A 20202-nucleotide genomic window follows, 5' to 3' on the forward strand; every position below is an offset into this window, starting at 1 on the left:
TGAGACTCCTGCGGGAAGTACCGGTAGGTTGAGACCCCTGAAGCGTTGTGAGGAGGCTCAAGCACCGACCAAGGATAAGCGAACACCTGGAACGGAAATCTACAGACGTAAACAGATTCCTTATAAAGCTATCTATCATAGGAGGTTGAATACTGTGGCATTCGAATTTAAACTGCCAGATATCGGTGAAGGTATCCATGAAGGTGAAATCGTAAAATGGTTCGTAAAACCAGGTGACGAAATCGAAGAAGATGACGTACTTTGTGAAGTACAAAACGATAAAGCAGTCGTAGAAATTCCATCTCCTGTTAAAGGGAAAGTTACGGAATTGAAAGTGGAAGAAGGTACTGTCTGTACTGTTGGACAAACCATCATCACACTAGACGCACCAGGTTATGAAGACCTTAAATTTAAAGGTGACGACCACGGAAGCGACGATGCAAAAGCAGAAGAAAAAACAGAAGGACAAGTTCAAGCAACAGCTGAAGCTGGTCTAGATGTTAAAAAAGAAGAAGCTCCAAAAGAAGAGCCAAAAGCTGAAACAGGCGCTGGCACACAAGAGCAAGCAGAAGTAGATCCAAACAGACGCGTAATTGCAATGCCTTCCGTACGTAAATATGCTCGTGAAAAAGGCGTTGAAATCCGTCAAGTTGCTGGATCCGGCGACAACGGACGTGTCCTTAAGAGCGATATCGATGCATTCTTAAGCGGAGGAAGCGCTAAAGCAGAACAAACTACTACTGAAGCAGCTCCGGCAGCTAAAGAAGAAACAAAAACAGAAACAAAACAAGAAAAACAAGCAATTCCTGCTGGTCAATACCCAGAGACTCGTGAGAAAATGAGTGGTATGCGCCGTGCGATCGCAAAAGCGATGGTTAACTCTAAGCATACTGCACCTCACGTAACATTGATGGATGAAATCGATGTGACAGAGCTTGTTGCACACCGTAAGAAATTCAAATCAGTTGCAGCAGACAAAGGTATTAAGTTAACATTCTTACCATACGTAGTTAAAGCACTTACATCTGCGTTACGTGAGTATCCTGTACTTAACACATCTCTTGATGATGCAACAGATGAGATTGTTCACAAGCATTATTACAATATCGGAATCGCTGCTGATACAGAAAAAGGCTTACTAGTTCCTGTTGTGAAAGATGCGGACAGAAAGTCTATCTTCTCCATTTCCAATGAGATCAACGAACTTGCTGGAAAAGCACGTGACGGTAAATTGGCTTCTGATGAAATGAAAGGTGCTTCTTGCACAATTACAAACATCGGATCTGCTGGTGGACAATGGTTCACACCGGTTATTAACCATCCAGAGGTTGCGATTCTAGGTATCGGCCGTATCGCAGAAAAACCTGTAGTGAAAGACGGAGAAATTGTAGTGGCTCCAGTTCTTGCATTATCACTAAGCTTTGACCATCGTATGATTGATGGCGCTACTGCTCAAAATGCGCTTAACCATATCAAGCGCCTATTGAACGATCCACAATTATTGTTAATGGAGGGTTAATAAATGGTAGTAGGAGATTTCGCAATTGATGTAGATACGCTTGTCATCGGTTCGGGCCCTGGCGGATATGTTGCTGCAATCCGCGCGGCTCAACTGGGACAAAAGGTAACAATCGTAGAAAAGAACACACTTGGTGGAGTATGTCTAAACGTTGGATGTATCCCTTCCAAAGCGTTAATTTCTGCAGGTCACCGCTATGAAACAGCACAACATTCTGAAGACATGGGAATCAAAGCTGAGAACGTAACAGTTGATTTCACTAAAGTTCAAGAATGGAAAGCTGGAGTAGTAAAAAAATTAACTGGCGGAGTGGAAGGTCTACTTAAGGGGAATAAAGTAGACATCGTTTCAGGGGAAGCATACTTCGTAGACGGCAACACAGTTCGTATCATGGACGATAACTCTGCGCAAACATACAAGTTCAATAACTGTATCATTGCAACAGGTTCTCGCCCAATTGAAATCCCGACTTTCAAGTATTCCAAGCGTGTTCTTGACTCTACAGGCGCATTGGCACTTAAAGAAATTCCAAAGAAATTAGTTGTTATCGGTGGAGGTTACATCGGTACGGAGCTAGGTACAGCATATGCTAACTTTGGAACAGAAGTTGTTATTGTGGAAGCTGCAGATGAGATCTTGGCTGGTTTCGAAAAGCAAATGAGCTCACTTGTTAAGCGTAACCTGAAGAAAAAAGGTAACGTAGAAATCTTCACAAAAGCAATGGCTAAAGGTGTAGAAGAAACGGAAGATGGCGTAAAAGTAACGATTGAAGTAAAGGGCGAAGAGCAAACTATCGACGCTGATTATGTACTAGTTACTGTAGGCCGCCGTCCTAACACAGATGAGCTTGGCCTTGAGCAGGTTGGCGTAGAAATGACAGACCGTGGCGTTGTCAAAATTGACAAGCAGTGCCGCACTAGCGTTTCTAACATCTATGCTATTGGTGATATCGTAGATGGACCACCACTTGCACATAAAGCTTCTTACGAAGGTAAGATCGCTGCAGAAGCAATTGCTGGTGAGCCTGCTGAGATTGACTACTTAGGTATTCCTGCGGTAGTATTCTCTGAGCCAGAACTTGCATCTGTAGGTTACACAGAAGCTCAAGCAAAAGAAGAAGGAATCGAAGTAACAGCTGCTAAGTTCCCATTTGCTGCAAACGGCCGTGCATTGGCATTGAACGCAACAGACGGATTCTTAAAGCTTGTAACTCGTAAAGAAGATGGATTAATTATCGGTGCTCAAATTGCCGGTTCTAGTGCATCCGACATGATTGCTGAACTTGGTCTTGCTATCGAAGCTGGTATGACAGCTGAAGATATCGCCATGACGATCCACGCGCACCCAACATTGGGAGAAATCACAATGGAAGCTGCGGAAGTGGCAATGGGAAGCCCGATTCATATCGTTAAGTAAAACTTTTGGCGAAGAGCCTCCAATGTATGTGGAGGCTCTTCTTTTTTTTGTACAAAAAAAGGGATTCTACCGTCTAATAGGTAGAATTCCCTGCTTGGTTTAACGCCTGTTCAATGGAAACGACGATATCTTTTTTAGGTTTAGAACCTTCTATTTGCGTAACTACTTCATTGTCATGAACGACAATTAATGAAGGGGTCTCCTTCACATTGAACTGCTTATATAGAATTTTTTCATCTTCAGAATGAACTACTTTTAAATTAGCTACTTCATCTGGAAATGAACTTTTCAAATCAATGATCGCATCATAATATGTACTCTCATCCTGTAAATTAGTTTCGTCCGTAAAGAATACGAGCGTGCGAGAATCATCAGGAAATTGAATGTGAGTTATCGATTGATTTTCTTGACAGGAAGATAAAATGAAAAAAGACAAAGTGAAAAAGATAACAGCGCCTCTAATCATGGCAATCCTCACTTTCTATTAACAACGTATATAAAAAATAGTTACTTTTGTTCTGCTATTTGGTGCTATTCTACCATTAAATTATATGTAATCAGGCCTTGTCATCTAAATGTTACATAATTGAAAAATAGATAGCTCCTTTCTGGCATATTAATTATTAAGGTTTTCGATCATGGAAAATCGGTTACATAAATAGAAATATGCAGTAAGGAGCTGCTTTTATGAAAAATTATGTGGTGTTTTTAATACAAAATATTTTCTGGGGGACATATAGTATCATAGAATGGTTTTCGGTCAGGGATAAAATGCAGGCCAAAATTATTCTATTAGGTATATTTATCTATCTCTGTTATACCCTCGCCATGTCAATCATTCATAAAAAGAAGCATGCCGCGATAACAACTGCCATAAGTTTTATATTTTATTTTAGTTTTCAGAGCCTATTTTACTATTTTGTTTTTGGAGGATAAATTGCCTTTCAAAGTTTAAATATCTGGAAAAACATTGCCTTCATATAGTAAATGCTAGTATGATTAAAGGTGAAACTTACGTATGGAGGAAAGAATATGAAAAAATGGATACTATCAGCATCATTATTGCTCCTCCTTGTAGCTTGCGGGCAAAATGGACAAGTTGAAAAAGAGCAAGACTCCTCTGCAACAGATGCTCATACGGAAGAAAATGATTCTGTAGTGAAAGAGGAAGAAAAAGATGTCCCTGTGTCAAAAACTGAAGATCCGATTGAAGAACCAGAACAAGAAACAGTGAGCTCCGATGAGGAAGAAGAAGAACAAGACTCAGGTAAAGAAGACCAAGTACAAGAAAATCAGCCTCAAGAACCCCAATATGTAGTAAACCCCATCACTTCTGCAATAGAATCTTTGGGTGGTGCAAACTCCGAAGTGGTTCTATTAACAATAGATGATGCTCCAGATAGGTACGCATTAGAAATGGCTACGATCCTGAAAGAGCTAGGAGTTAAAGCTATCTTCTTTGTTAATGGTCACTTCCTAGAAACGAAAGAAGAGCAAGAAGTATTAAAAACCATCTATGAGATGGGTTTCCCAATTGGAAATCATACAATGACGCATAAGTCCTTAAGACAGCTAACAGAAGAAGAGCAGTACGAAGAAATTGTAATGCTTAGCGACCGGATAGAAGAAATCACTGGTGAACGTCCCCGTTTCTTCCGAGCTCCATTTGGCACTAATACAGACTATGCGATAGATTTGGTAAAGCAAGAAGGAATGATTCCTATGAATTGGACGTATGGTTATGATTGGGAAGCAGATTACATGGATGCTGAGGCATTAGCAGATATTATGGTTAACACTGAATTTCTGAACAGCGGGGCCAATCTGTTAATGCATGACCGTGAATGGACGAAAGATGCGTTAGCGGAAATTGTAAAAGGGCTTCAAGCAAAAGAATACGAAATTCTTGACCCGGACTTGATAGGAACTGATAATGCAAATACAGAAACTGATTAAATAAAGAAATCCCGCTCATATGAGAGCGGGATTTTTTTATTCAACGCTTATAATAGTACATGATACTGCCTGTGAATAATTTAAGCTCAGCCTCTAGCTTTTTTGCAAGAAACTTACATAGCTCATTTGCCTTTGCTTTATCTCCGTGCGTACTCTGATCGTGCAAAGTAACTTGTATGTAGGACAAGGGCATGGTCTCTTCTGATTTGGCAATTTGTGTACCCACACCGATAAGGATCATCTTGTATCGGTCCTCTGTTCCTTTTAGATAAAACCACTGACCCTTACCGTCAGGCTTTTCTTTTAACTCATAGGGAAACGCTGCCTGGCTGTATTCCCATCCTAATTGTTTTCCAGTCTTGGAGGTGATTTCTCTATAGTAGTTTAATAACTCTTTTACATCTTCAACGGTAAGCGTTTTCTCTTTTGAATTGGGAACTAAATTAATGTAAGCGCTGCTGGCCATGGTATTCACTCCTAATCTGACAATTCCATTATTTCTATTCTAGCATTATCAGAAATCTGCTGACAATCACTAAGTGAAAATTCTTGCAAATCAGGCATTTTTTAAGTTATAATAAAATTCTGAATAACCAAAAAATAAAAAGGAGGTACCTTATGAACTTATTTGACAAGCTTTATGATAACAATGAGAATGTTCCTGTTCGCTTTGTTGGTTTTACGACTAAAGATGTTAGATATGATTTTGGTATCGTGTACACGAATATGTTTTTTGGTAAGCCCCTTGTCATCTGTATGCAAACCGGCCGTTCTACCCTCCTCGACCCTAAAGACATTACCGACCTTAACCACCTTCAACATGTATTCCGAATTGATTCACAAGAACAAGCAGAAGATCTTGCAGAGTTTTTTTCTGAGGCAATTCCTGCAAGTCCGTTTCAAGAACAATATGAATAAAAGATGATTTCTTTCGAGGCCAATGTCCTGTTAGTGGGGGTATTGGCCTTTTGGGTTGGGAAAATGGGTTTCTATATGCATGAACAGCGGAGAAGAACTAGGGACCTGTCTAAAAGGAGGGAAAAAGTGGATTCTCAACACCCGAACAAGCAGCAAATTGATAAGAACGGTCAAATAGAAGCGTTCTCTAGGCCCGAATAGCGGGGAAATTCGTGCGAACTGTCCAATAGGAGGTAATAAATGGAATATCAACACCCAAACAGACCATTAATTAGCCAAAACGGTCAAATAGAAGCGTTCTCTATGCCCGAACAGTGGAGAAATCCGCTTCAACTGTCCAATAGAAGGAAATAAGTGGAATATCAATACCCAAACAGACCGCTAATCAGCAAGAACGGTCTAATAGAAGCAATCTATACGCCCGAACGGAGATGAAATCCTTGATAATAGTCCAATAACCGGAAACAAAGCGAAACAACCTATAAACTCAATTTTTAAATGTGTTATACAATTTAGTTATTGACATAACACATTTTAGGCTTTATGATAGAAGTAACACATCATAAAGCGCTTTCATTAAAAGGCGACTTTGCAAAAAATTTCTTTTAGGAAAGAGGTTGAAGGGTATGGGTACAATCATTTGTCAAACTTGTAACAGCGCAGTAGATCACTTTGAGGATGAAAAAGTTACGACTTATTATGCAAAATGTGCAGATTGTCAGTGCTCTGAAAAAAGCGAAGACCTAGCCTAGAATCATATATTAATAGAAAGAGCAGGTCCCCGGTAAGTGAGGGGACCTGCTCTTTGTTCATTTTATCGAATTGCTTTATGTTCTTTTATAACTCTTAATGTTTTTAATTCATAATCTTCCGGACCTTGTACAGGGAGTCCTACTTCAAGTGTTTTTGTAATGTAGGATAGGTTTTCTTCCGTAATAATCTCACCAGGGGTAAAAATAGGAATACCTGGAGGATACACCATGATAAACTCTGCAATAATTCGACCGGCAGATTTTTCGAATGGAACAACTTCCGTCTCAGAGTAGAAGGCATCCCTTGGTGCAATAGCCAACACTGGGATGTCTGGAAGAAGTACCTTTACTTTTTCGCCGGATTCACCAGCCTGGTGCTTAAACTCTTCGGACAAGTCTTTAAGCGCTTCTAGCAGCATTCCTGTCTCTACCTCAGAGTCTCCAGGTGTGATAATACAAAGAATGTTATAGAGATCGGAAAGTTCCACTTCAATGTTATATTTTTGACGAAGCCATTTCTCAACATCATATCCTGTAAGGTTTAGGTTTTTCACAGAAATAATCAGCTTTGTCGGGTCATAGTCAAAGGTTGCTTTTCTGCCTAAAATTTCAGGCCCTACACAATGTAAATGCTCAATTTCATTAATGGCATCCCGTGTTTTATTAGCAAGTTGGATCGTCTTTTCTATTAGCAAGTGTCCTTCGGTGGCAAGGCGTTTTCTGGCAACATCCAATGAAGCTAATAACAGGTAAGAAGTGGATGTAGTGGTTAACATACTTAATATGCTTTGAATGCGATTTACATTCACCAATCCTTCTCGTACATTCAATATAGAACTTTGTGTCATAGAACCTCCAAGCTTATGGACACTCGTTGCAGCCATGTCAGCTCCGGCTTGCATAGCTGATAAAGGAAGTTCTTCATGGAAATGGATATGAACCCCGTGCGCTTCATCTACAAGTACAGGCACGTTAAATGAATGAGCAATTTCAACAATCTGACTTAAATCAGCTGAAACACCAAAATAAGTAGGGTTGATGACAAGTACACCTTTTGCATCAGGATGTTGCTGAAGCGCCTTTTCAACAGAGTCTGTCGTGATGCCGTGAGAGATTCCTAGGTCTTTGTCCACTTCTGGGTGAATAAAGATTGGTACAGCTCCTGAAAAAACAATGGCAGACATGACAGATTTATGAACATTCCTAGGTACGATGATTTTTTCTCCAGGCCCGCAAACCGCCATCACCATTGTCATGATGGCTCCACTTGTACCTTGTACAGAGAAAAACGTGTGGTCAGCTCCAAAAGCTTTTGCTGCAAGGTCTTGAGCTTCTTTAATCATTCCCTTTGGCTGATGAAGATCATCAAGGGGCCCAATGTTAATTAGATCTATGGAAAGAGCATTTTCGCCGATAAATTCTCGGAATTCAGGGTCAATGCCGGCTCCTTTTTTATGTCCGGGAATATGGAACTGAACCGGATTCCCTTTGGCGTGATTTAAAAGTCCAGTAAATAATGGCGTGTCGTTTTGAGAATATGTCAACTTACTTATGCACCTCTTTAATTTAGCTTAGTTTCGGTTTCGTTTATCTTAACGCATCTAATTACGCAGAACAAACATTCACATAAAACAAATGAAATTATAGCATTTATCCTACTCATTGCATAGCAGGAATTTGTCATATTTTAAAGAAACATATAAAGAGACATAGAAAGGAGAAGTTGATTATGAAATGGGAGACAAGAGTAACCAAACTTTTAGATATTAAATATCCAATAATACAAGGTGGACTTGCTTATTTAGCATACGCAGACTTGGCTGCCGCCGTTTCCAATGCAGGAGGTCTTGGGCAAATAACGGCCATGAGTTTGGAAAGTCCAGATTTATTAAGAGAAGAAATTAGAAAGGTTAGAAGGATGACAGATAAACCATTTGGTGTGAACTATGCAATAGGCCAACATGGAAGACCATTTGAACATATGTTGGATATTGCTTTAGAAGAAGAGGTCCCAGTCATCTCTATGACAGGAGGAAACCCTTCTCCGATCTTCAAAAGGCTGGAAGGCTCCAATTGCAAAAAATTAGTTCTCGTTGCAGCTCGAAGACAAGCAGAAAAAGCGGAAGAACTAGGCGCTGATGCGGTCATGGTCGTGGGACAAGAAGGAGGAGGCCACCTAGGCAAAAACGACTTAGGAACCATGGTATTAGTCCCGAAAGTAGTAGACGCCTTAAAGATACCTGTCATCGCTTCAGGAGGCATTGGTGACGGTCGCGGGTTGATGGCTGCTTTGGCACTTGGTGCGGATGGGATAGAAATGGGGACGAGATTTATCGCAACCAAGGAATGTATGCATGCTCATCCAATATACAAAGAAAGGCTAGTAAGCGGAACCGAGAACGATACGGTGGTCATTAAAAGAAGTCTTGGGGCACCTGCAAGAGCCATTCAAAATACTTGGACTGACCAGATTTTAAATATTGAACAGGAAGCAAAAGGCTATGAAGGGTTAAAAGACTTTATTAGTGGGACTGCAAACAAACGTTATATCTATGATGGCAAAACGGATTCGGGTTATGCTTGGGCTGGTCAGGTAATGGGATTGATAGAGGATGTGCCAAGTGTGGAACAACTTCTGTCGAGAATGGTGAAGGAAGCGGAAAATATTCGGGAGAAGTGGACAAACTAAAGAAGGAAGATGATATACTTTACTTTTCCACTATACATATAATGAGGTGAAGTTATGGATTTCTCTTATCCCATTTCTTATGACTGGTCTACAGATGAAATTGTAGACGTTATTGCACTATATGAAGCGGTCGAGCTTACTTACAGCAAAGGTGTGGAGCGTGATCAGCTTTTATCCTTATACCGCAGGTTCAAAGAAATCGTACCAGGCAAGGCGGAAGAACGAAATCTCGCAAATGAATATGAGGAATTGAGTGGTTTTTCTGTTTACCGTACGATAAAAAAAGCAAAAGACATGAACCCTGGTGAACAGGTGAAGATGTCAAAATGATTAATAAGAAAATCTCAGAACCGCAATGGTTCTGAGATCTTTTTGAGTCCAAACTATTTTAGGCTTCCACTGTCTGCTTCGTTAGGTTATATAACCCTTTGACTGTTTGGATAGCTTCCTCTATGCGCGCTATCGTTTCGTCTCCAGAAAGCTTGATTGCCTCTTCTTTTGGTATTTGAATGCCACAAAGTATTTCTGCTTTCTTCACGTTAATCAATCGCTCAAATAGCTCTTTATGGGCGTCTTCTGTCAAATCAGATTGACTGATAACTTCCGGCTTAGTGTGATCTTTGGACCAGACAAAATCCGAAGGGATCTGCTCACGGATAGTTGACAGATTTTCAACCAATATCTCGCCAAATGCTTCTTTCATTGGTGCTTCATAGATAACAGCAAACCAGACAAACACATGTGTTTCCCATAAGCCAATCTGGAAATGCGGCAACATCTTATATCCACGTGCATTATTTGCAAAGGCAACCCAGGAATCTTTTGGAGGGTTCTTGGTTCTCCTTGCATGCTTGGCAACATGATAGTGCATTTCATCACCAGTCATGGCAGTTAGAGAGGGAGAGAAATATTGGCCGAGTAACTCAAACTTCGGCTGTATTTGAGACTTTAAAACTTCCATTCTTTCTTCTAATCCATCTATAGTAAATACATTGAAATCTTTTTTCTTAAAACCGTTAAATTTTTTGTTTTTCATGTAGTCGCCCCATTTCTGAACATAGCTTTTTATATTTCTCATTTTAGCATAGCCATTTTTCTCTGCCAAAAGATTAGGTTTTCCCCCATTTTAGTTTCTTTTTAGGTAACTGCACATTTTAGTTACCATCTTTCATTCCCTTCATATGATATAGCAACCATTAGAAAATTGAATCCTTTGGAACCGAGAAACTTTATAGAGGGAGGGAATTATAATGAAACAAGTGGCGACACCTTGGAAAAAGAAAAAAGAGGAAAATCAGCGCGCGGTATTGCGGATGGAAATCGACTATGAACTGGCAGTTTTGTTTGAAGCAATACAAGAGAGTGATAAGGAAAAAATGAAGAAAACGAAATCTAAATTAGAGCAACTTAGAAAAGAAATGTTAAGTCTAGGGGTTTAGTGGCATCAGCTACTTAGACGAACCTGTATGAGGTTCGTTTTTCTGTGTGACCTATTACTTGATTTTACCCTTTTGTTTCAGTAAGCTAAAACATACATAATTTGATTATACATATTTTATCAGTTGCACTGAATTTCGTAGCAGAAGGGCAGGAGAATACATGAATTGGACAGAAATTGATGATAATGCAAAAAAATGGACGAGAGAAGCGGGAGAACGTATTCGAACTTCTTTCAGCAAGGAATTGATGATACATACTAAATCCTCTCCTGATGATCTTGTAACTAATATTGACCGGGAAACGGAACAATTTTTTATAGAACAAATTAGAAAAACCTATCCAGAACACCAAATCCTCGGAGAAGAGGGATTTGGAGATAATTTGGATAAACTCGATGGGACGGTGTGGATCATTGATCCTATTGATGGAACCATGAATTTTGTCCATCAGCAACGTAATTTTGCCATATCAGTTGCCGTCTATGAGGATGGTGTTGGGAAGATTGGTCTAATTTATGATGTGGTTCATGATGAGCTATACCATGCAAAAGCAGGGGAAGGTGCTTATTTGAACGATATTAAACTTCCACCATTGGAAGAGGTGGCAGTAGAGAGAGCTGTTATCGGTTTAAATGCCACATGGATTACGGAAAATAAACGAATTGATCCCACTATTTTGGCTCCTCTTGTGAAGAAAGTTAGAGGTACTAGATCTTACGGATCAGCAGCACTTGAAATGGCGTATGTAGCAACAGGCCGAATTGATGCATATATTACTTTGAGACTTTCCCCTTGGGATTTTGCAGCGGGACTAATACTTGTAAACGAGCTCGGTGGAAAAGTGACCACACTTCACGGTGAACCTCTAAACTTGCTTGGGCAGAACAGTGTCTTTGTATGTAAGCCAGGGTTGCATGAAGTGATTAGCAAGGATTACTTGTATAAATTGAAGAAATAAATGAAACCCACGACCGTGAATAAGGCCGTGGGTTTTCATTATTTTGAATAAGTTATTGTAGGAACATATTGTCAATTTTATAATTGGCCATTTTCACGCATTTTTCTTTTTGTTTTGAATCCAAGTCCCATCACCACACCAAACAATACAAACGCACCAACGATCCCAAGCGTGTTTCTTTCACCAATCGCGATGCCTACCATGCCTAAAGAAACCGCTGCCAAAACAGCGTAAAGCATAAAGATCCATTTAATATCCTTCATAAAATCAACTCCTTTGGATAACGCTAAATACATATAACATATATTTTACATAAGTCTCTTTCTCTTTTCTACCATGTTTGTGGTATAATACTAAAGTTATTAAGTTGTATAATTAGGGAGATGAAATAGTGAACATCCGCAATGATATTAGAAACATCGCAATTATCGCTCACGTAGACCATGGTAAAACAACGTTAGTGGACAAATTGCTACATCAAGCTGGTACGTTTAGAACGAACGAGCAGGTAGCAGAACGTGCCATGGATTCCAATGATTTAGAAAGAGAACGTGGGATTACTATATTAGCTAAAAATACGGCAATTAACTATAAAGATACGCGCATTAACATCATGGACACACCAGGACATGCCGACTTTGGTGGAGAAGTGGAACGTATTATGAAAATGGTTGATGGAGTACTTTTAGTAGTAGACGCTTATGAAGGCTGTATGCCTCAAACGCGCTTTGTTTTGAAAAAAGCGTTAGAGCAAAAATTAACACCTATCGTGGTTGTTAACAAAATTGACCGTGACTTTGCTCGTCCAACTGAAGTGGTCGATGAAGTAATCGATTTATTCATTGAATTAGGTGCCAACGAAGAACAACTAGAATTCCCAGTTGTTTATGCATCTGCGATCAACGGTACAGCAAGTATGGATCCTGAAAAACAAGATGAAAACATGGAAGCAATCTATGAGTCCATTCTTGAGCATATTCCAGCTCCAGTTGATAACAGCAACGAGCCGCTTCAATTCCAAGTAGCGCTACTTGACTACAATGACTATGTGGGACGTATCGGTGTTGGACGTATTTTCCGTGGAACGATGAAAGTTGGCCAACAAGTTGCACTAATGAAGCTTGACGGTTCTGTTAAACAATTCCGTGTAACGAAGTTATTTGGTTTCATCGGTCTTAAACGTGTGGAAATTGAAGAAGCAAAAGCTGGCGATCTTGTTGCCGTTTCCGGAATGGAAGACATTAACGTAGGGGAAACTGTTTGTCCTGTTGATCAACAAGATGCACTTCCTGTTCTTCGTATTGACGAGCCGACTCTACAAATGACTTTCTTGGTAAACAACAGTCCGTTTGCTGGTAAAGAAGGAAAGTTTGTAACTTCTCGTAAAATTGAAGAGCGTTTAGAAGCTCAGTTGGAGACAGATGTAAGTTTGCGTGTTGATCCTACTGATTCTCCGGATGCATGGGTTGTTTCAGGTCGTGGAGAGCTTCACCTTTCCATCCTGATTGAGAACATGCGTCGTGAAGGCTTTGAACTTCAAGTATCTAAACCTGAAGTTATCATCAAAAATATTGATGGTGTTAAATCTGAGCCAGTTGAACGTGTACAAATCGATGTACCGGAAGATTATACTGGTTCTATCATGGAATCCATTGGTGCCCGTAAAGGTGAAATGGTAGACATGATCAACAACGGTAACGGTCAAGTTCGTCTAATCTTCATGGTGCCTTCTCGTGGATTGATTGGGTATACGACGGAATTCCTTTCCCTAACTCGTGGTTACGGAATCATCAACCACACATTTGACAGCTACCAGCCTATGGCAGCAGGTCAAGTAGGTGGACGTCGACAAGGTGTTCTTGTTTCTATGGAAAGTGGTAAAGCATCTACTTATGGTATCATGGGTATTGAAGACCGCGGAGTGATCTTTGTTGAGCCTGGAACTGAGGTTTACGAAGGAATGATCGTGGGAGAGCATAACCGTGAAAATGACCTTGTCGTGAACGTTTGTAAGATGAAGCAAGCGACTAACGTTCGTTCTGCAACAAAAGATCAAACGGTAAGTATGAAAAAACCTCGTCTTATGACATTAGAGGAGTCTTTAGAATACTTGAACGATGATGAGTACTGTGAGATTACTCCACAATCCATCCGTTTACGTAAAAAACTTCTTGATAAAAACGAACGTGAAAGAGCAGCGAAAAAGAAAAAGTACGCTGAAGCATAAAAATTAGAAGCAGGGATGCAGGGGAGCTGAAAGAGGACCTTTGTCATCCCTTTTTCTAAATAATATCTATTCAATAAAGTTAGAAATGGGGAAAAGGCAATGGATGTAACACAAAGATTATCCTTTTTTGCTAGTCTATACCGTGTTGATGAAAACGCGGATTTAGGCATGTGGCTGTTGTATTTTACCATTTTAGGGTTGTCTATTTTAGTTTATAAGCTTGGATTCGCCTTGAAACTGCCAGTATTAAAGTCAGTAGTTATTTATTTGTTTCTGGCTTTAGGAAGTACAGTGCTTACGTTTCTAGGAATCTTTCTTCCTGTTGGAGAAGGTTTGGTAGTGGCAGCTTTAATATTGATCATCTATAAAATACGACTTCATCGTTCCAAGCAAACAGAAAGTTCGGAATCATAGGGGGCGGTATTAATGAGGTCTCTACAAGACACGCTCTATAATTGGCTGACCATTAAAGTGGTAGCAGATGCTAGGCCGGAGGATAAATCAGCACAAGATACCAAGGCACTGTTTGAAGGGATTCTCCTAGATGATCATAAGCTCACAAACATCATAGTCTCTAAAGAAGAGCCTATGTATTACGTGGAATACGATCAAGGTGAAGAACGGCATAAAGTAAGATTTCCAATCGAACTGATTGACGTGATGCTTGAGCAAATAGAAAATGAACCTGATAAGTACCATAATTATGAATAAAAAAGGATAGCTCCTTCCCTAGTGATTGTCACTTGTGAGGGATCTATCCTTTTTGGGTTGTAGTTTTATAAAAAATAGGAAGAAATACTGCAAACGCCAAATGTCCGATGGACCAAAGAAGTATTGAAACGGCATCTGTAGGTGCAGGGGTTTCTTTTATAGCCAATATCGTTAATGGAAAATACAGCAGGATGGTAGGAAAAGTAATAGCGATAGCGACAAGGTACTGCCTTCTTTTATCTACCAAATGGAAGTGTTCAATGATAAAAGCAAACATAATCCCAATAAGAACAGCAACAATCAGGTGAAGGGAGAATTCGGTCAGTTCCGAAAGATTTGCTTCTTTGAAACCGGGAATGAAATCTACGTTTAACAAAAGTACATATACCTTTTTTCCGGATAGAGCTTCAAGTGCTTTAATAAACACTCCCATCAGTATCCCGCTTATTAAACCTGTAAAAGCGCCTCTTCGTATCAAAGTCTACCACTCATCCTGATTTTGTTTTTGCTCATACAGTTTGAAATTACCTGTAGCTTTTCTCTCATTTGTTCTTTTTTCAATTCTTTCACTGCATTCATCGCACATATATGTATGTATTGGTCGATTGCGAAGTCTTTTCGCAACTAACGTTTCGTCATTGATACTTTCAATTTTATCACAAATCACACACTTGACTCTCATGGTTCACCTCTTTATTCAATCTTACTCTTTAGTATAGCATAAAGGGTGAAAATTAAGAATTAATAGCTAACAGGAGCATTATCGCGAGTATCGTCAACTTACTGATTCTTTCTATGGAAATGGCGATATGGTAAGATAAATAAAAATACACTGGGGGGTTGGACAATGCCTAACCTTGTAGAAAACGTTCTTGTGGAACCACTTAAAAAAGCACTGCAAAAAGAAACCTTGGTAACAATCAGTACTGTTGACCATGATACAGGGGGACCGAATGTCAGTGCAATTTCTTGGCTTTATGCTCCTGATGAAAAGTCTATTTTACTTGCTGTTAAATCGGAGTCACGTATCGTGAAGAATGTGTTACATAATAGCGAACTTGTAGTAAACCTGATGGCCAACGATTCCGTTTATGCCATTCATACGAAAGCAACAGTTAAAGTAGAGAGAATGGAAGATGTTCCATTAAAATTGGCTTTATTGTCTCTTGATGTAAAAACAGTAAGGGATGTTATGTTCTACGGCGCTAAAATAAGTGTGGAGCCCAAATTCGAGAAGACCTACGACGTGGAAGCAGCTAAGAAATTAGATCATCAGGTGATGTCAGCGTTACGAAAGTATGAATAAGTTTGGATGATTGGATTAACCAGGTGGAAGCCTGGTTTTTTATGTGGGGAGAAAGGGGTAGATTTTGTTGTTGTCGAATTATATGGGCCGGTGTCGGTTTCTTGATATATTCCGGTTTTTCTTGATATATCTTAAGAATTATTGATATATCTCAAAAATTATTGATAAATCCCAGAATATATTGATATATTGATTTTTTTCTTGATATCCCATGCAACCTGGAACTTGCAATGCATTTAAAAAACTGCCCCGAAGCGGATTTTAACCCCTTGGGACAGTTACCAAAGTAATTTTATTGCAAATGCATAGTCCTAGTCCTGCTTTACTTCCTTGTATCGTTCTTCGTCCTTTTGGTTATTGGATTGTTTTTGTTGTTTCTGTTCAAGCTGCTTTTCTTGATCTTTTGGAAGTTTGGAGTTATTTTGCTCCGTAGGATTTGGAGCTACTGGTTCTTTAAGGTCAATCGGGATTTCCGGCATAACCCTGCCAACAATCTCTGCCAACTCTTCCATCACACCTGTAATAGGACGCCCGTTCTGAATATCTCGTCCCATTTCCTGCAAGCGAACAAAGGAGTCTGCATCTGCAAGGATGACAGCTGTAGCCCCATAAGGATCGTTCTTTAAGCTCTCTGCTACAGAATATTTAATAGTGCTTACTCTTTCGCGGTCCAAATCGGAGTTTACGTCGATGCCCACTACTGCATATGGACCAAGTACAACAGCCGTAGCATCATTTACATTTGGCACTCTTGTTGCAAGCTCCACCAGATGAGCAGACACTTCCTGTCCAGTTTTTCTATCCACCTGCACATCTGCAGAATCTTTGACATGAATAATTCGAGAGTTTTCATCTTCGCTGGAAATATTTCTGGGTTGATTATTCATACAACCTGTAAGAGACAATGTAACGATTGCGGTCACTAATAAATATCTTTTCACCTATTTCACTCCTTCTTTAGGATGATTCCATTTTCATCTGTCTTGATTTTATTGTTTATTTGTTCTTCTATCTTTATTCATTCCGACATATATTTTAACAACGGTCCGTCCCTCTTTTATGGTCAAGTAGTAACACACTAATTGTATTGGGGCCATATAATGAAAGGGAGGATGCCTTGATTCACTCCAGAAAGACAAAAGAAGGGCTGAGAGTAGGAGGCGGCAGGTTGGGTAAAATTTATGTGTTGGATACAAATGTATTGTTACAGGATCCATATGCAATCTATTCCTTTGCGGATAATGAAGTAGTGATACCGGCGGTGGTATTGGAAGAAGTGGATTCGAAAAAAAGATATATGGATGAAATAGGAAGGAATGCCAGGCAAGTATCAAAGATAATCGATTCTTTGAGAGCTACAGGAAAACTTCATGAAAAAATCCCTTTGCACAACGGTGGAGCACTTCGGATTGAATTGAACCATAGAAGTTTTCATCAGCTGCAGGAAATATTTGTAGAAAAGACAAATGATAATAGGATTCTTGCGGTGGCGAAAAATCTTTCGTTGGAAGAACAGACAAAAGAGGATGGGCGTACCGTCATACTGGTGAGTAAAGATGCCTTGGTGCGCGTGAAGGCCGATGCAATCGGGTTGATTTCTGAAGACTTTTTAAATGATCGTGTAGTAGAAGTGGACCATATTTACAAAGGGTTCCTTGAGATTTATGTTCCAACAGATACCCTAAATACGTTTTATGTAAAAGGAGAAATTAGTGCCGCGGAATTAGCCAATCACCCATTTTATGCCAATCAATTCATTATAATGAAAGATGCATTGGGAGGTTCGGCTTCCGCGGTAGGTATTATTGATTCCACAGGTAAAAAAGTCAAAAAACTTGTATTTGATCAAGACCACATTTGGGGGATCCGACCACGAAATGTACAACAAACGATGGCGTTTGAAATGCTATTGCGGTCAGACATTCCTCTAGTTACGTTGACGGGTAAGGCAGGAACGGGGAAAACTCTCTTGGCGTTAGCTGCAGGACTAATGCAGACGGAGGATTTGAACCGTTATAAAAAACTGCTAGTGGCACGACCAATTGTACCTGTTGGCAAAGATATCGGCTTTTTACCTGGTGAAAAAGAGGAAAAATTAAGGCCGTGGATGCAACCAATCTATGACAACTTGGAATATTTATTTAATACTAAAAAACCTGGAGAACTTGACGCGATACTGGCTGGTATGGGATCCATTGAAGTGGAAGCATTGACTTATATCAGGGGCAGAAGCATTCCGGAACAGTTCATTATTATTGATGAAGCGCAGAACCTTACGAAACATGAGGTAAAAACTATTTTAACGAGGGTAGGAGAGCGGAGTAAAATTGTTCTGATGGGGGATCCCGAGCAAATTGATCATCCTTATCTGGATGAGTATAACAACGGGTTAACTTATGTGGTGGAGCGCTTTAAGGATCAGAAGTTGGCTGGGCATGTGAAGCTTGTAAAAGGGGAGCGTTCCATGCTTGCAAAGCTTGCCGCAGACCTATTATAGAATATATGGGTTTGTTAAACAACGCTGTGAATTTCCGCAAATGGCTTTTGCTTTCCTAGGGGCACTACTGGAGCCTCCTCGGCAAGCCTGAGGGGTCTCCACCTTGCGCTTCTCTCCCGCTGGAGTCTTCGCCTTTTGCTCCAATCCACAGCTCGAGATCCTGAAAATGCACATTTCACTTTAACAGACCAAAAAAGTGCCGCCGTAACTTTTGTCACGGCGGCACTTTGGGGAAATCCCATCTTATTTTACGATGATTTTGTGTACACCTGTAAGTGGTTCTGCATGGTTGGAACCATCCTCTAAATAAATGTGGACAGGTCCGTTCTCTTTTAAAGGTTTGCCGTTTTTAGAAAAGGCAAGAATGATCTCCTGAGCAGTAGGGATGTCTACCTCGAGCTCACTATCTTCTCCAACAAAAACGACTTTTGATGAATCCGGTTGTGGCTCTGCATTGTGGAGAAATGGACCGAACTTGATACCAAATGTACCGTTCAGCAGTTTTTCCTTTTCGAATTTACGTTCTGATTTTAAGGTTGGAGGGTAAATCGCACCTTCCCTGATTTCGCGTTCCCAATGTTTCGAAACTGCTTTTGTGTACTCTTCAAGCTCATTTGTTTTCTCTCGTTTTTCTTCTATGAAATATGTATCCAAATCTATTCTGCGATCGTCGAAAATCCAGACACCCGGATCAAGCGTAATTGAAAAATTGACTTTACCTTCTATTCTGATGATATTTTCCATGTTGTCCCCCTCATTTGTAATCCTTTACATTATTATATAACTTGAATGTTTTTTTGTCATGTTATCGGGGAATCTAATGGTAGACTATCATGAAGGATAGAAGGGAGAGGTGCACTTGGCATGCAGGAGTGAGGAAGATCTTCAGTCATTAGTGGAAAAAGCCAAGAAGGTAGCATTTGAAGGGAAAGTGGCAAACTACATACCGGCATTACAAAAGGAAAATCCAGAGCATCTATCATGTGCTATTGTATATCCCGATGGAAACTGCATATCCGCAGGTGATATTGATAAACGATTTACGTTACAAAGTATATCAAAAATTATTACCCTTGCACTTGTTTTAATGGATTATGGACCTGAACATGTTTTCCATAGAGTAGGAATGGAGCCAACAGGTGATCCCTTCAACTCAATTATCAAATTAGAAACTTCCTCAAAAGCTAAACCACTGAACCCGATGATTAATGCAGGTGCCCTAGCCGTCACTTCCATGATGAAAGGCAGTAAAGCAGAAGATAAAGTAGAATATATATTGGATTTTGTCCGGAAGCTTACGAATGAACCGGATATTGATTTTTGTGAAGAAGTAGCCATTTCAGAATTTACTACATCTTTTCTGAACAGGTCCCTTTGTTTTTACATGAAGAATGATAGGGTCATACATGGCAATGTAGAGGAGATTATGGAAGTATATACGAAACATTGTGCCATCAGGTTAAATTGCCTTCAGTTGGCAAGGATGGGTGCTGTTTTTGCAATGGATGGAATAAATCCGTTAACGAGTGAACGTGTGATGCCTAAAGAAGTGGCGAGGATCTGTAAAACATTTATGGTGACTTGCGGTATGTATAACGCGTCAGGCGAGTTTGCCATTAAAATTGGTATTCCGGCAAAGAGTGGCGTATCAGGAGGAATTATGGGAGCTGTACCTGGACGGATGGGGATTGGAATTTTTGGCCCCCCATTAAATGAAGTCGGTAACAGCCACACAGGCCTAAAATTACTAGAATTACTACAAGATCAATATGATTTAAGCATGTTTTAATATTCAGTTATAGTAAATACACGTA

General features: G+C 39.9%; 24 protein-coding genes. 15 read left to right on the plus strand and 9 right to left on the minus strand.

What is annotated here, in order from left to right; genetic code table 11:
- The first annotated feature begins 154 nt into the window (after positions 1–154).
- Together HF078_RS06270 and lpdA are read left to right on the plus strand one after the other, a co-directional pair.
- A complete protein-coding gene (locus HF078_RS06270; RefSeq protein ID WP_169290355.1) occupies positions 155–1519 on the plus strand; it encodes a 2-oxo acid dehydrogenase subunit E2 in 1365 nt (454 codons plus the stop codon).
- Positions 1520–1522: 3 nt separating this feature from the next.
- The gene (gene lpdA / locus HF078_RS06275; protein ID WP_169290356.1) at positions 1523–2935 is read left to right on the plus strand and encodes a dihydrolipoyl dehydrogenase; all 1413 of its coding nucleotides are present in this window, start codon (positions 1523–1525) and stop codon (positions 2933–2935) included.
- A gap of 73 nt (positions 2936–3008) precedes the next feature.
- Here the strand turns inward: lpdA and HF078_RS06280 are convergent, their stop codons facing one another.
- Positions 3009–3401 (minus strand): hypothetical protein, encoded by a 393-nt coding sequence (locus HF078_RS06280; RefSeq protein WP_169290357.1) that lies wholly within the window; start codon positions 3399–3401, stop codon positions 3009–3011.
- Positions 3402–3967: 566 nt separating this feature from the next.
- On the opposite strand from HF078_RS06280, the gene HF078_RS06285 reads away from it, so the two are divergent.
- Complete coding sequence (locus HF078_RS06285; protein WP_169290358.1) at positions 3968–4891, plus strand: polysaccharide deacetylase family protein; 924 nt, start codon at positions 3968–3970, stop codon at positions 4889–4891.
- Between the two features lie 40 nt (positions 4892–4931).
- Here HF078_RS06285 and HF078_RS06290 read toward each other — a convergent pair whose 3' ends face one another.
- Positions 4932–5357, minus strand: coding sequence for a DUF1885 family protein (locus HF078_RS06290; protein WP_169290359.1), 426 nt, complete (start codon positions 5355–5357; stop codon positions 4932–4934).
- A gap of 152 nt (positions 5358–5509) precedes the next feature.
- On the opposite strand from HF078_RS06290, the gene HF078_RS06295 reads away from it, so the two are divergent.
- A complete protein-coding gene (locus HF078_RS06295; RefSeq protein ID WP_148986664.1) occupies positions 5510–5809 on the plus strand; it encodes a DUF3055 domain-containing protein in 300 nt (99 codons plus the stop codon).
- A 626-nt stretch (positions 5810–6435) separates the two neighbouring features.
- Entirely contained in the window at positions 6436–6561 is a 126-nt protein-coding gene (locus HF078_RS06300; RefSeq protein WP_082380950.1) for a GapA-binding peptide SR1P, read from the plus strand.
- Between the two features lie 62 nt (positions 6562–6623).
- Here the strand turns inward: HF078_RS06300 and HF078_RS06305 are convergent, their stop codons facing one another.
- Entirely contained in the window at positions 6624–8105 is a 1482-nt protein-coding gene (locus tag HF078_RS06305) for an aminotransferase class I/II-fold pyridoxal phosphate-dependent enzyme (protein ID WP_169290360.1), read from the minus strand.
- A gap of 185 nt (positions 8106–8290) precedes the next feature.
- Between HF078_RS06305 and HF078_RS06310 the strand changes: the two genes are divergently transcribed.
- Together HF078_RS06310 and HF078_RS06315 are read left to right on the plus strand one after the other, a co-directional pair.
- Positions 8291–9250: an NAD(P)H-dependent flavin oxidoreductase gene (locus HF078_RS06310; RefSeq protein WP_169290361.1), complete on the plus strand. Its 960-nt coding sequence runs from the start codon at positions 8291–8293 to the stop codon at positions 9248–9250.
- A 54-nt stretch (positions 9251–9304) separates the two neighbouring features.
- Positions 9305–9580: a UPF0223 family protein gene (locus HF078_RS06315; RefSeq protein WP_088017986.1), complete on the plus strand. Its 276-nt coding sequence runs from the start codon at positions 9305–9307 to the stop codon at positions 9578–9580.
- 58 nt (positions 9581–9638) lie between these two features.
- Here HF078_RS06315 and HF078_RS06320 read toward each other — a convergent pair whose 3' ends face one another.
- Entirely contained in the window at positions 9639–10286 is a 648-nt protein-coding gene (locus HF078_RS06320; RefSeq protein WP_169290362.1) for a YktB family protein, read from the minus strand.
- A gap of 214 nt (positions 10287–10500) precedes the next feature.
- Here HF078_RS06320 and HF078_RS06325 point away from each other — a divergent pair, with 214 nt between their 5' ends.
- A complete protein-coding gene (locus tag HF078_RS06325; RefSeq protein ID WP_169290363.1) occupies positions 10501–10689 on the plus strand; it encodes a hypothetical protein in 189 nt (62 codons plus the stop codon).
- 160 nt (positions 10690–10849) lie between these two features.
- On the plus strand, positions 10850–11647 hold the full coding sequence (locus tag HF078_RS06330; RefSeq protein ID WP_169290364.1) for an inositol monophosphatase family protein: 798 nt from the start codon (positions 10850–10852) through the stop codon (positions 11645–11647).
- Between the two features lie 77 nt (positions 11648–11724).
- On the opposite strand, the gene HF078_RS06335 is transcribed toward HF078_RS06330, so the two are convergent.
- Positions 11725–11910 carry a YlaF family protein gene (locus HF078_RS06335; RefSeq protein WP_010192789.1) on the minus strand — a complete coding sequence of 62 codons (186 nt, stop codon included), beginning with the start codon at positions 11908–11910 and terminating at the stop codon, positions 11725–11727.
- A gap of 128 nt (positions 11911–12038) precedes the next feature.
- Here HF078_RS06335 and typA point away from each other — a divergent pair, with 128 nt between their 5' ends.
- From typA to HF078_RS06350, 3 genes are all read left to right on the plus strand, one after another.
- Complete coding sequence (gene typA, locus HF078_RS06340; RefSeq protein WP_060666871.1) at positions 12039–13874, plus strand: translational GTPase TypA; 1836 nt, start codon at positions 12039–12041, stop codon at positions 13872–13874.
- 99 nt (positions 13875–13973) lie between these two features.
- Complete coding sequence (locus tag HF078_RS06345) at positions 13974–14288, plus strand: YlaH-like family protein (RefSeq protein WP_169290365.1); 315 nt, start codon at positions 13974–13976, stop codon at positions 14286–14288.
- 12 nt (positions 14289–14300) lie between these two features.
- Positions 14301–14585, plus strand: coding sequence for a hypothetical protein (locus HF078_RS06350; RefSeq protein WP_169290366.1), 285 nt, complete (start codon positions 14301–14303; stop codon positions 14583–14585).
- A gap of 43 nt (positions 14586–14628) precedes the next feature.
- On the opposite strand, the gene HF078_RS06355 is transcribed toward HF078_RS06350, so the two are convergent.
- Positions 14629–15063: a hypothetical protein gene (locus HF078_RS06355; RefSeq protein WP_169290367.1), complete on the minus strand. Its 435-nt coding sequence runs from the start codon at positions 15061–15063 to the stop codon at positions 14629–14631.
- Positions 15064–15066: 3 nt separating this feature from the next.
- A complete protein-coding gene (locus HF078_RS06360) occupies positions 15067–15267 on the minus strand; it encodes a YlaI family protein (RefSeq protein ID WP_064101248.1) in 201 nt (66 codons plus the stop codon).
- A 165-nt stretch (positions 15268–15432) separates the two neighbouring features.
- Between HF078_RS06360 and HF078_RS06365 the strand changes: the two genes are divergently transcribed.
- A complete protein-coding gene (locus HF078_RS06365; RefSeq protein WP_169290368.1) occupies positions 15433–15891 on the plus strand; it encodes a pyridoxamine 5'-phosphate oxidase family protein in 459 nt (152 codons plus the stop codon).
- Between the two features lie 311 nt (positions 15892–16202).
- Here HF078_RS06365 and HF078_RS06370 read toward each other — a convergent pair whose 3' ends face one another.
- Complete coding sequence (locus HF078_RS06370; protein ID WP_169290369.1) at positions 16203–16832, minus strand: YhcN/YlaJ family sporulation lipoprotein; 630 nt, start codon at positions 16830–16832, stop codon at positions 16203–16205.
- Between the two features lie 227 nt (positions 16833–17059).
- Between HF078_RS06370 and HF078_RS06375 the strand changes: the two genes are divergently transcribed.
- Complete coding sequence (locus tag HF078_RS06375; RefSeq protein ID WP_169290370.1) at positions 17060–18388, plus strand: PhoH family protein; 1329 nt, start codon at positions 17060–17062, stop codon at positions 18386–18388.
- 243 nt (positions 18389–18631) lie between these two features.
- On the opposite strand, the gene HF078_RS06380 is transcribed toward HF078_RS06375, so the two are convergent.
- Entirely contained in the window at positions 18632–19132 is a 501-nt protein-coding gene (locus HF078_RS06380) for a peptidyl-prolyl cis-trans isomerase (protein WP_169290371.1), read from the minus strand.
- Positions 19133–19247: 115 nt separating this feature from the next.
- On the opposite strand from HF078_RS06380, the gene glsA reads away from it, so the two are divergent.
- Entirely contained in the window at positions 19248–20177 is a 930-nt protein-coding gene (glsA, locus tag HF078_RS06385; protein WP_169290372.1) for a glutaminase A, read from the plus strand.
- The last annotated feature ends 25 nt before the right edge of the window (positions 20178–20202 follow it).

The organism is Bacillus sp. RO2 (assembly GCF_012911845.1).
In the GTDB taxonomy this organism is placed as follows: Bacteria; Bacillota; Bacilli; order Bacillales; family Bacillaceae_I; genus Sutcliffiella_A.

Coding starts and splice junctions, on each gene's coding strand:
- lpdA (WP_169290356.1), top strand. CDS start 1,523: ATGGTAGTAGGAGATTTCGCAATTGATGTAGATACGCTTGTCATCGGT.
- HF078_RS06280 (WP_169290357.1), bottom strand. CDS start 3,401: ATGATTAGAGGCGCTGTTATCTTTTTCACTTTGTCTTTTTTCATTTTA.
- HF078_RS06285 (WP_169290358.1), top strand. CDS start 3,968: ATGAAAAAATGGATACTATCAGCATCATTATTGCTCCTCCTTGTAGCT.
- HF078_RS06290 (WP_169290359.1), bottom strand. CDS start 5,357: ATGGCCAGCAGCGCTTACATTAATTTAGTTCCCAATTCAAAAGAGAAA.
- HF078_RS06295 (WP_148986664.1), top strand. CDS start 5,510: ATGAACTTATTTGACAAGCTTTATGATAACAATGAGAATGTTCCTGTT.
- HF078_RS06300 (WP_082380950.1), top strand. CDS start 6,436: ATGGGTACAATCATTTGTCAAACTTGTAACAGCGCAGTAGATCACTTT.
- HF078_RS06310 (WP_169290361.1), top strand. CDS start 8,291: ATGAAATGGGAGACAAGAGTAACCAAACTTTTAGATATTAAATATCCA.
- HF078_RS06315 (WP_088017986.1), top strand. CDS start 9,305: ATGGATTTCTCTTATCCCATTTCTTATGACTGGTCTACAGATGAAATT.
- HF078_RS06320 (WP_169290362.1), bottom strand. CDS start 10,286: ATGAAAAACAAAAAATTTAACGGTTTTAAGAAAAAAGATTTCAATGTA.
- HF078_RS06325 (WP_169290363.1), top strand. CDS start 10,501: ATGAAACAAGTGGCGACACCTTGGAAAAAGAAAAAAGAGGAAAATCAG.
- HF078_RS06330 (WP_169290364.1), top strand. CDS start 10,850: ATGAATTGGACAGAAATTGATGATAATGCAAAAAAATGGACGAGAGAA.
- HF078_RS06335 (WP_010192789.1), bottom strand. CDS start 11,910: ATGAAGGATATTAAATGGATCTTTATGCTTTACGCTGTTTTGGCAGCG.
- HF078_RS06345 (WP_169290365.1), top strand. CDS start 13,974: ATGGATGTAACACAAAGATTATCCTTTTTTGCTAGTCTATACCGTGTT.
- HF078_RS06350 (WP_169290366.1), top strand. CDS start 14,301: ATGAGGTCTCTACAAGACACGCTCTATAATTGGCTGACCATTAAAGTG.
- HF078_RS06360 (WP_064101248.1), bottom strand. CDS start 15,267: ATGAGAGTCAAGTGTGTGATTTGTGATAAAATTGAAAGTATCAATGAC.
- HF078_RS06365 (WP_169290368.1), top strand. CDS start 15,433: ATGCCTAACCTTGTAGAAAACGTTCTTGTGGAACCACTTAAAAAAGCA.
- HF078_RS06380 (WP_169290371.1), bottom strand. CDS start 19,132: ATGGAAAATATCATCAGAATAGAAGGTAAAGTCAATTTTTCAATTACG.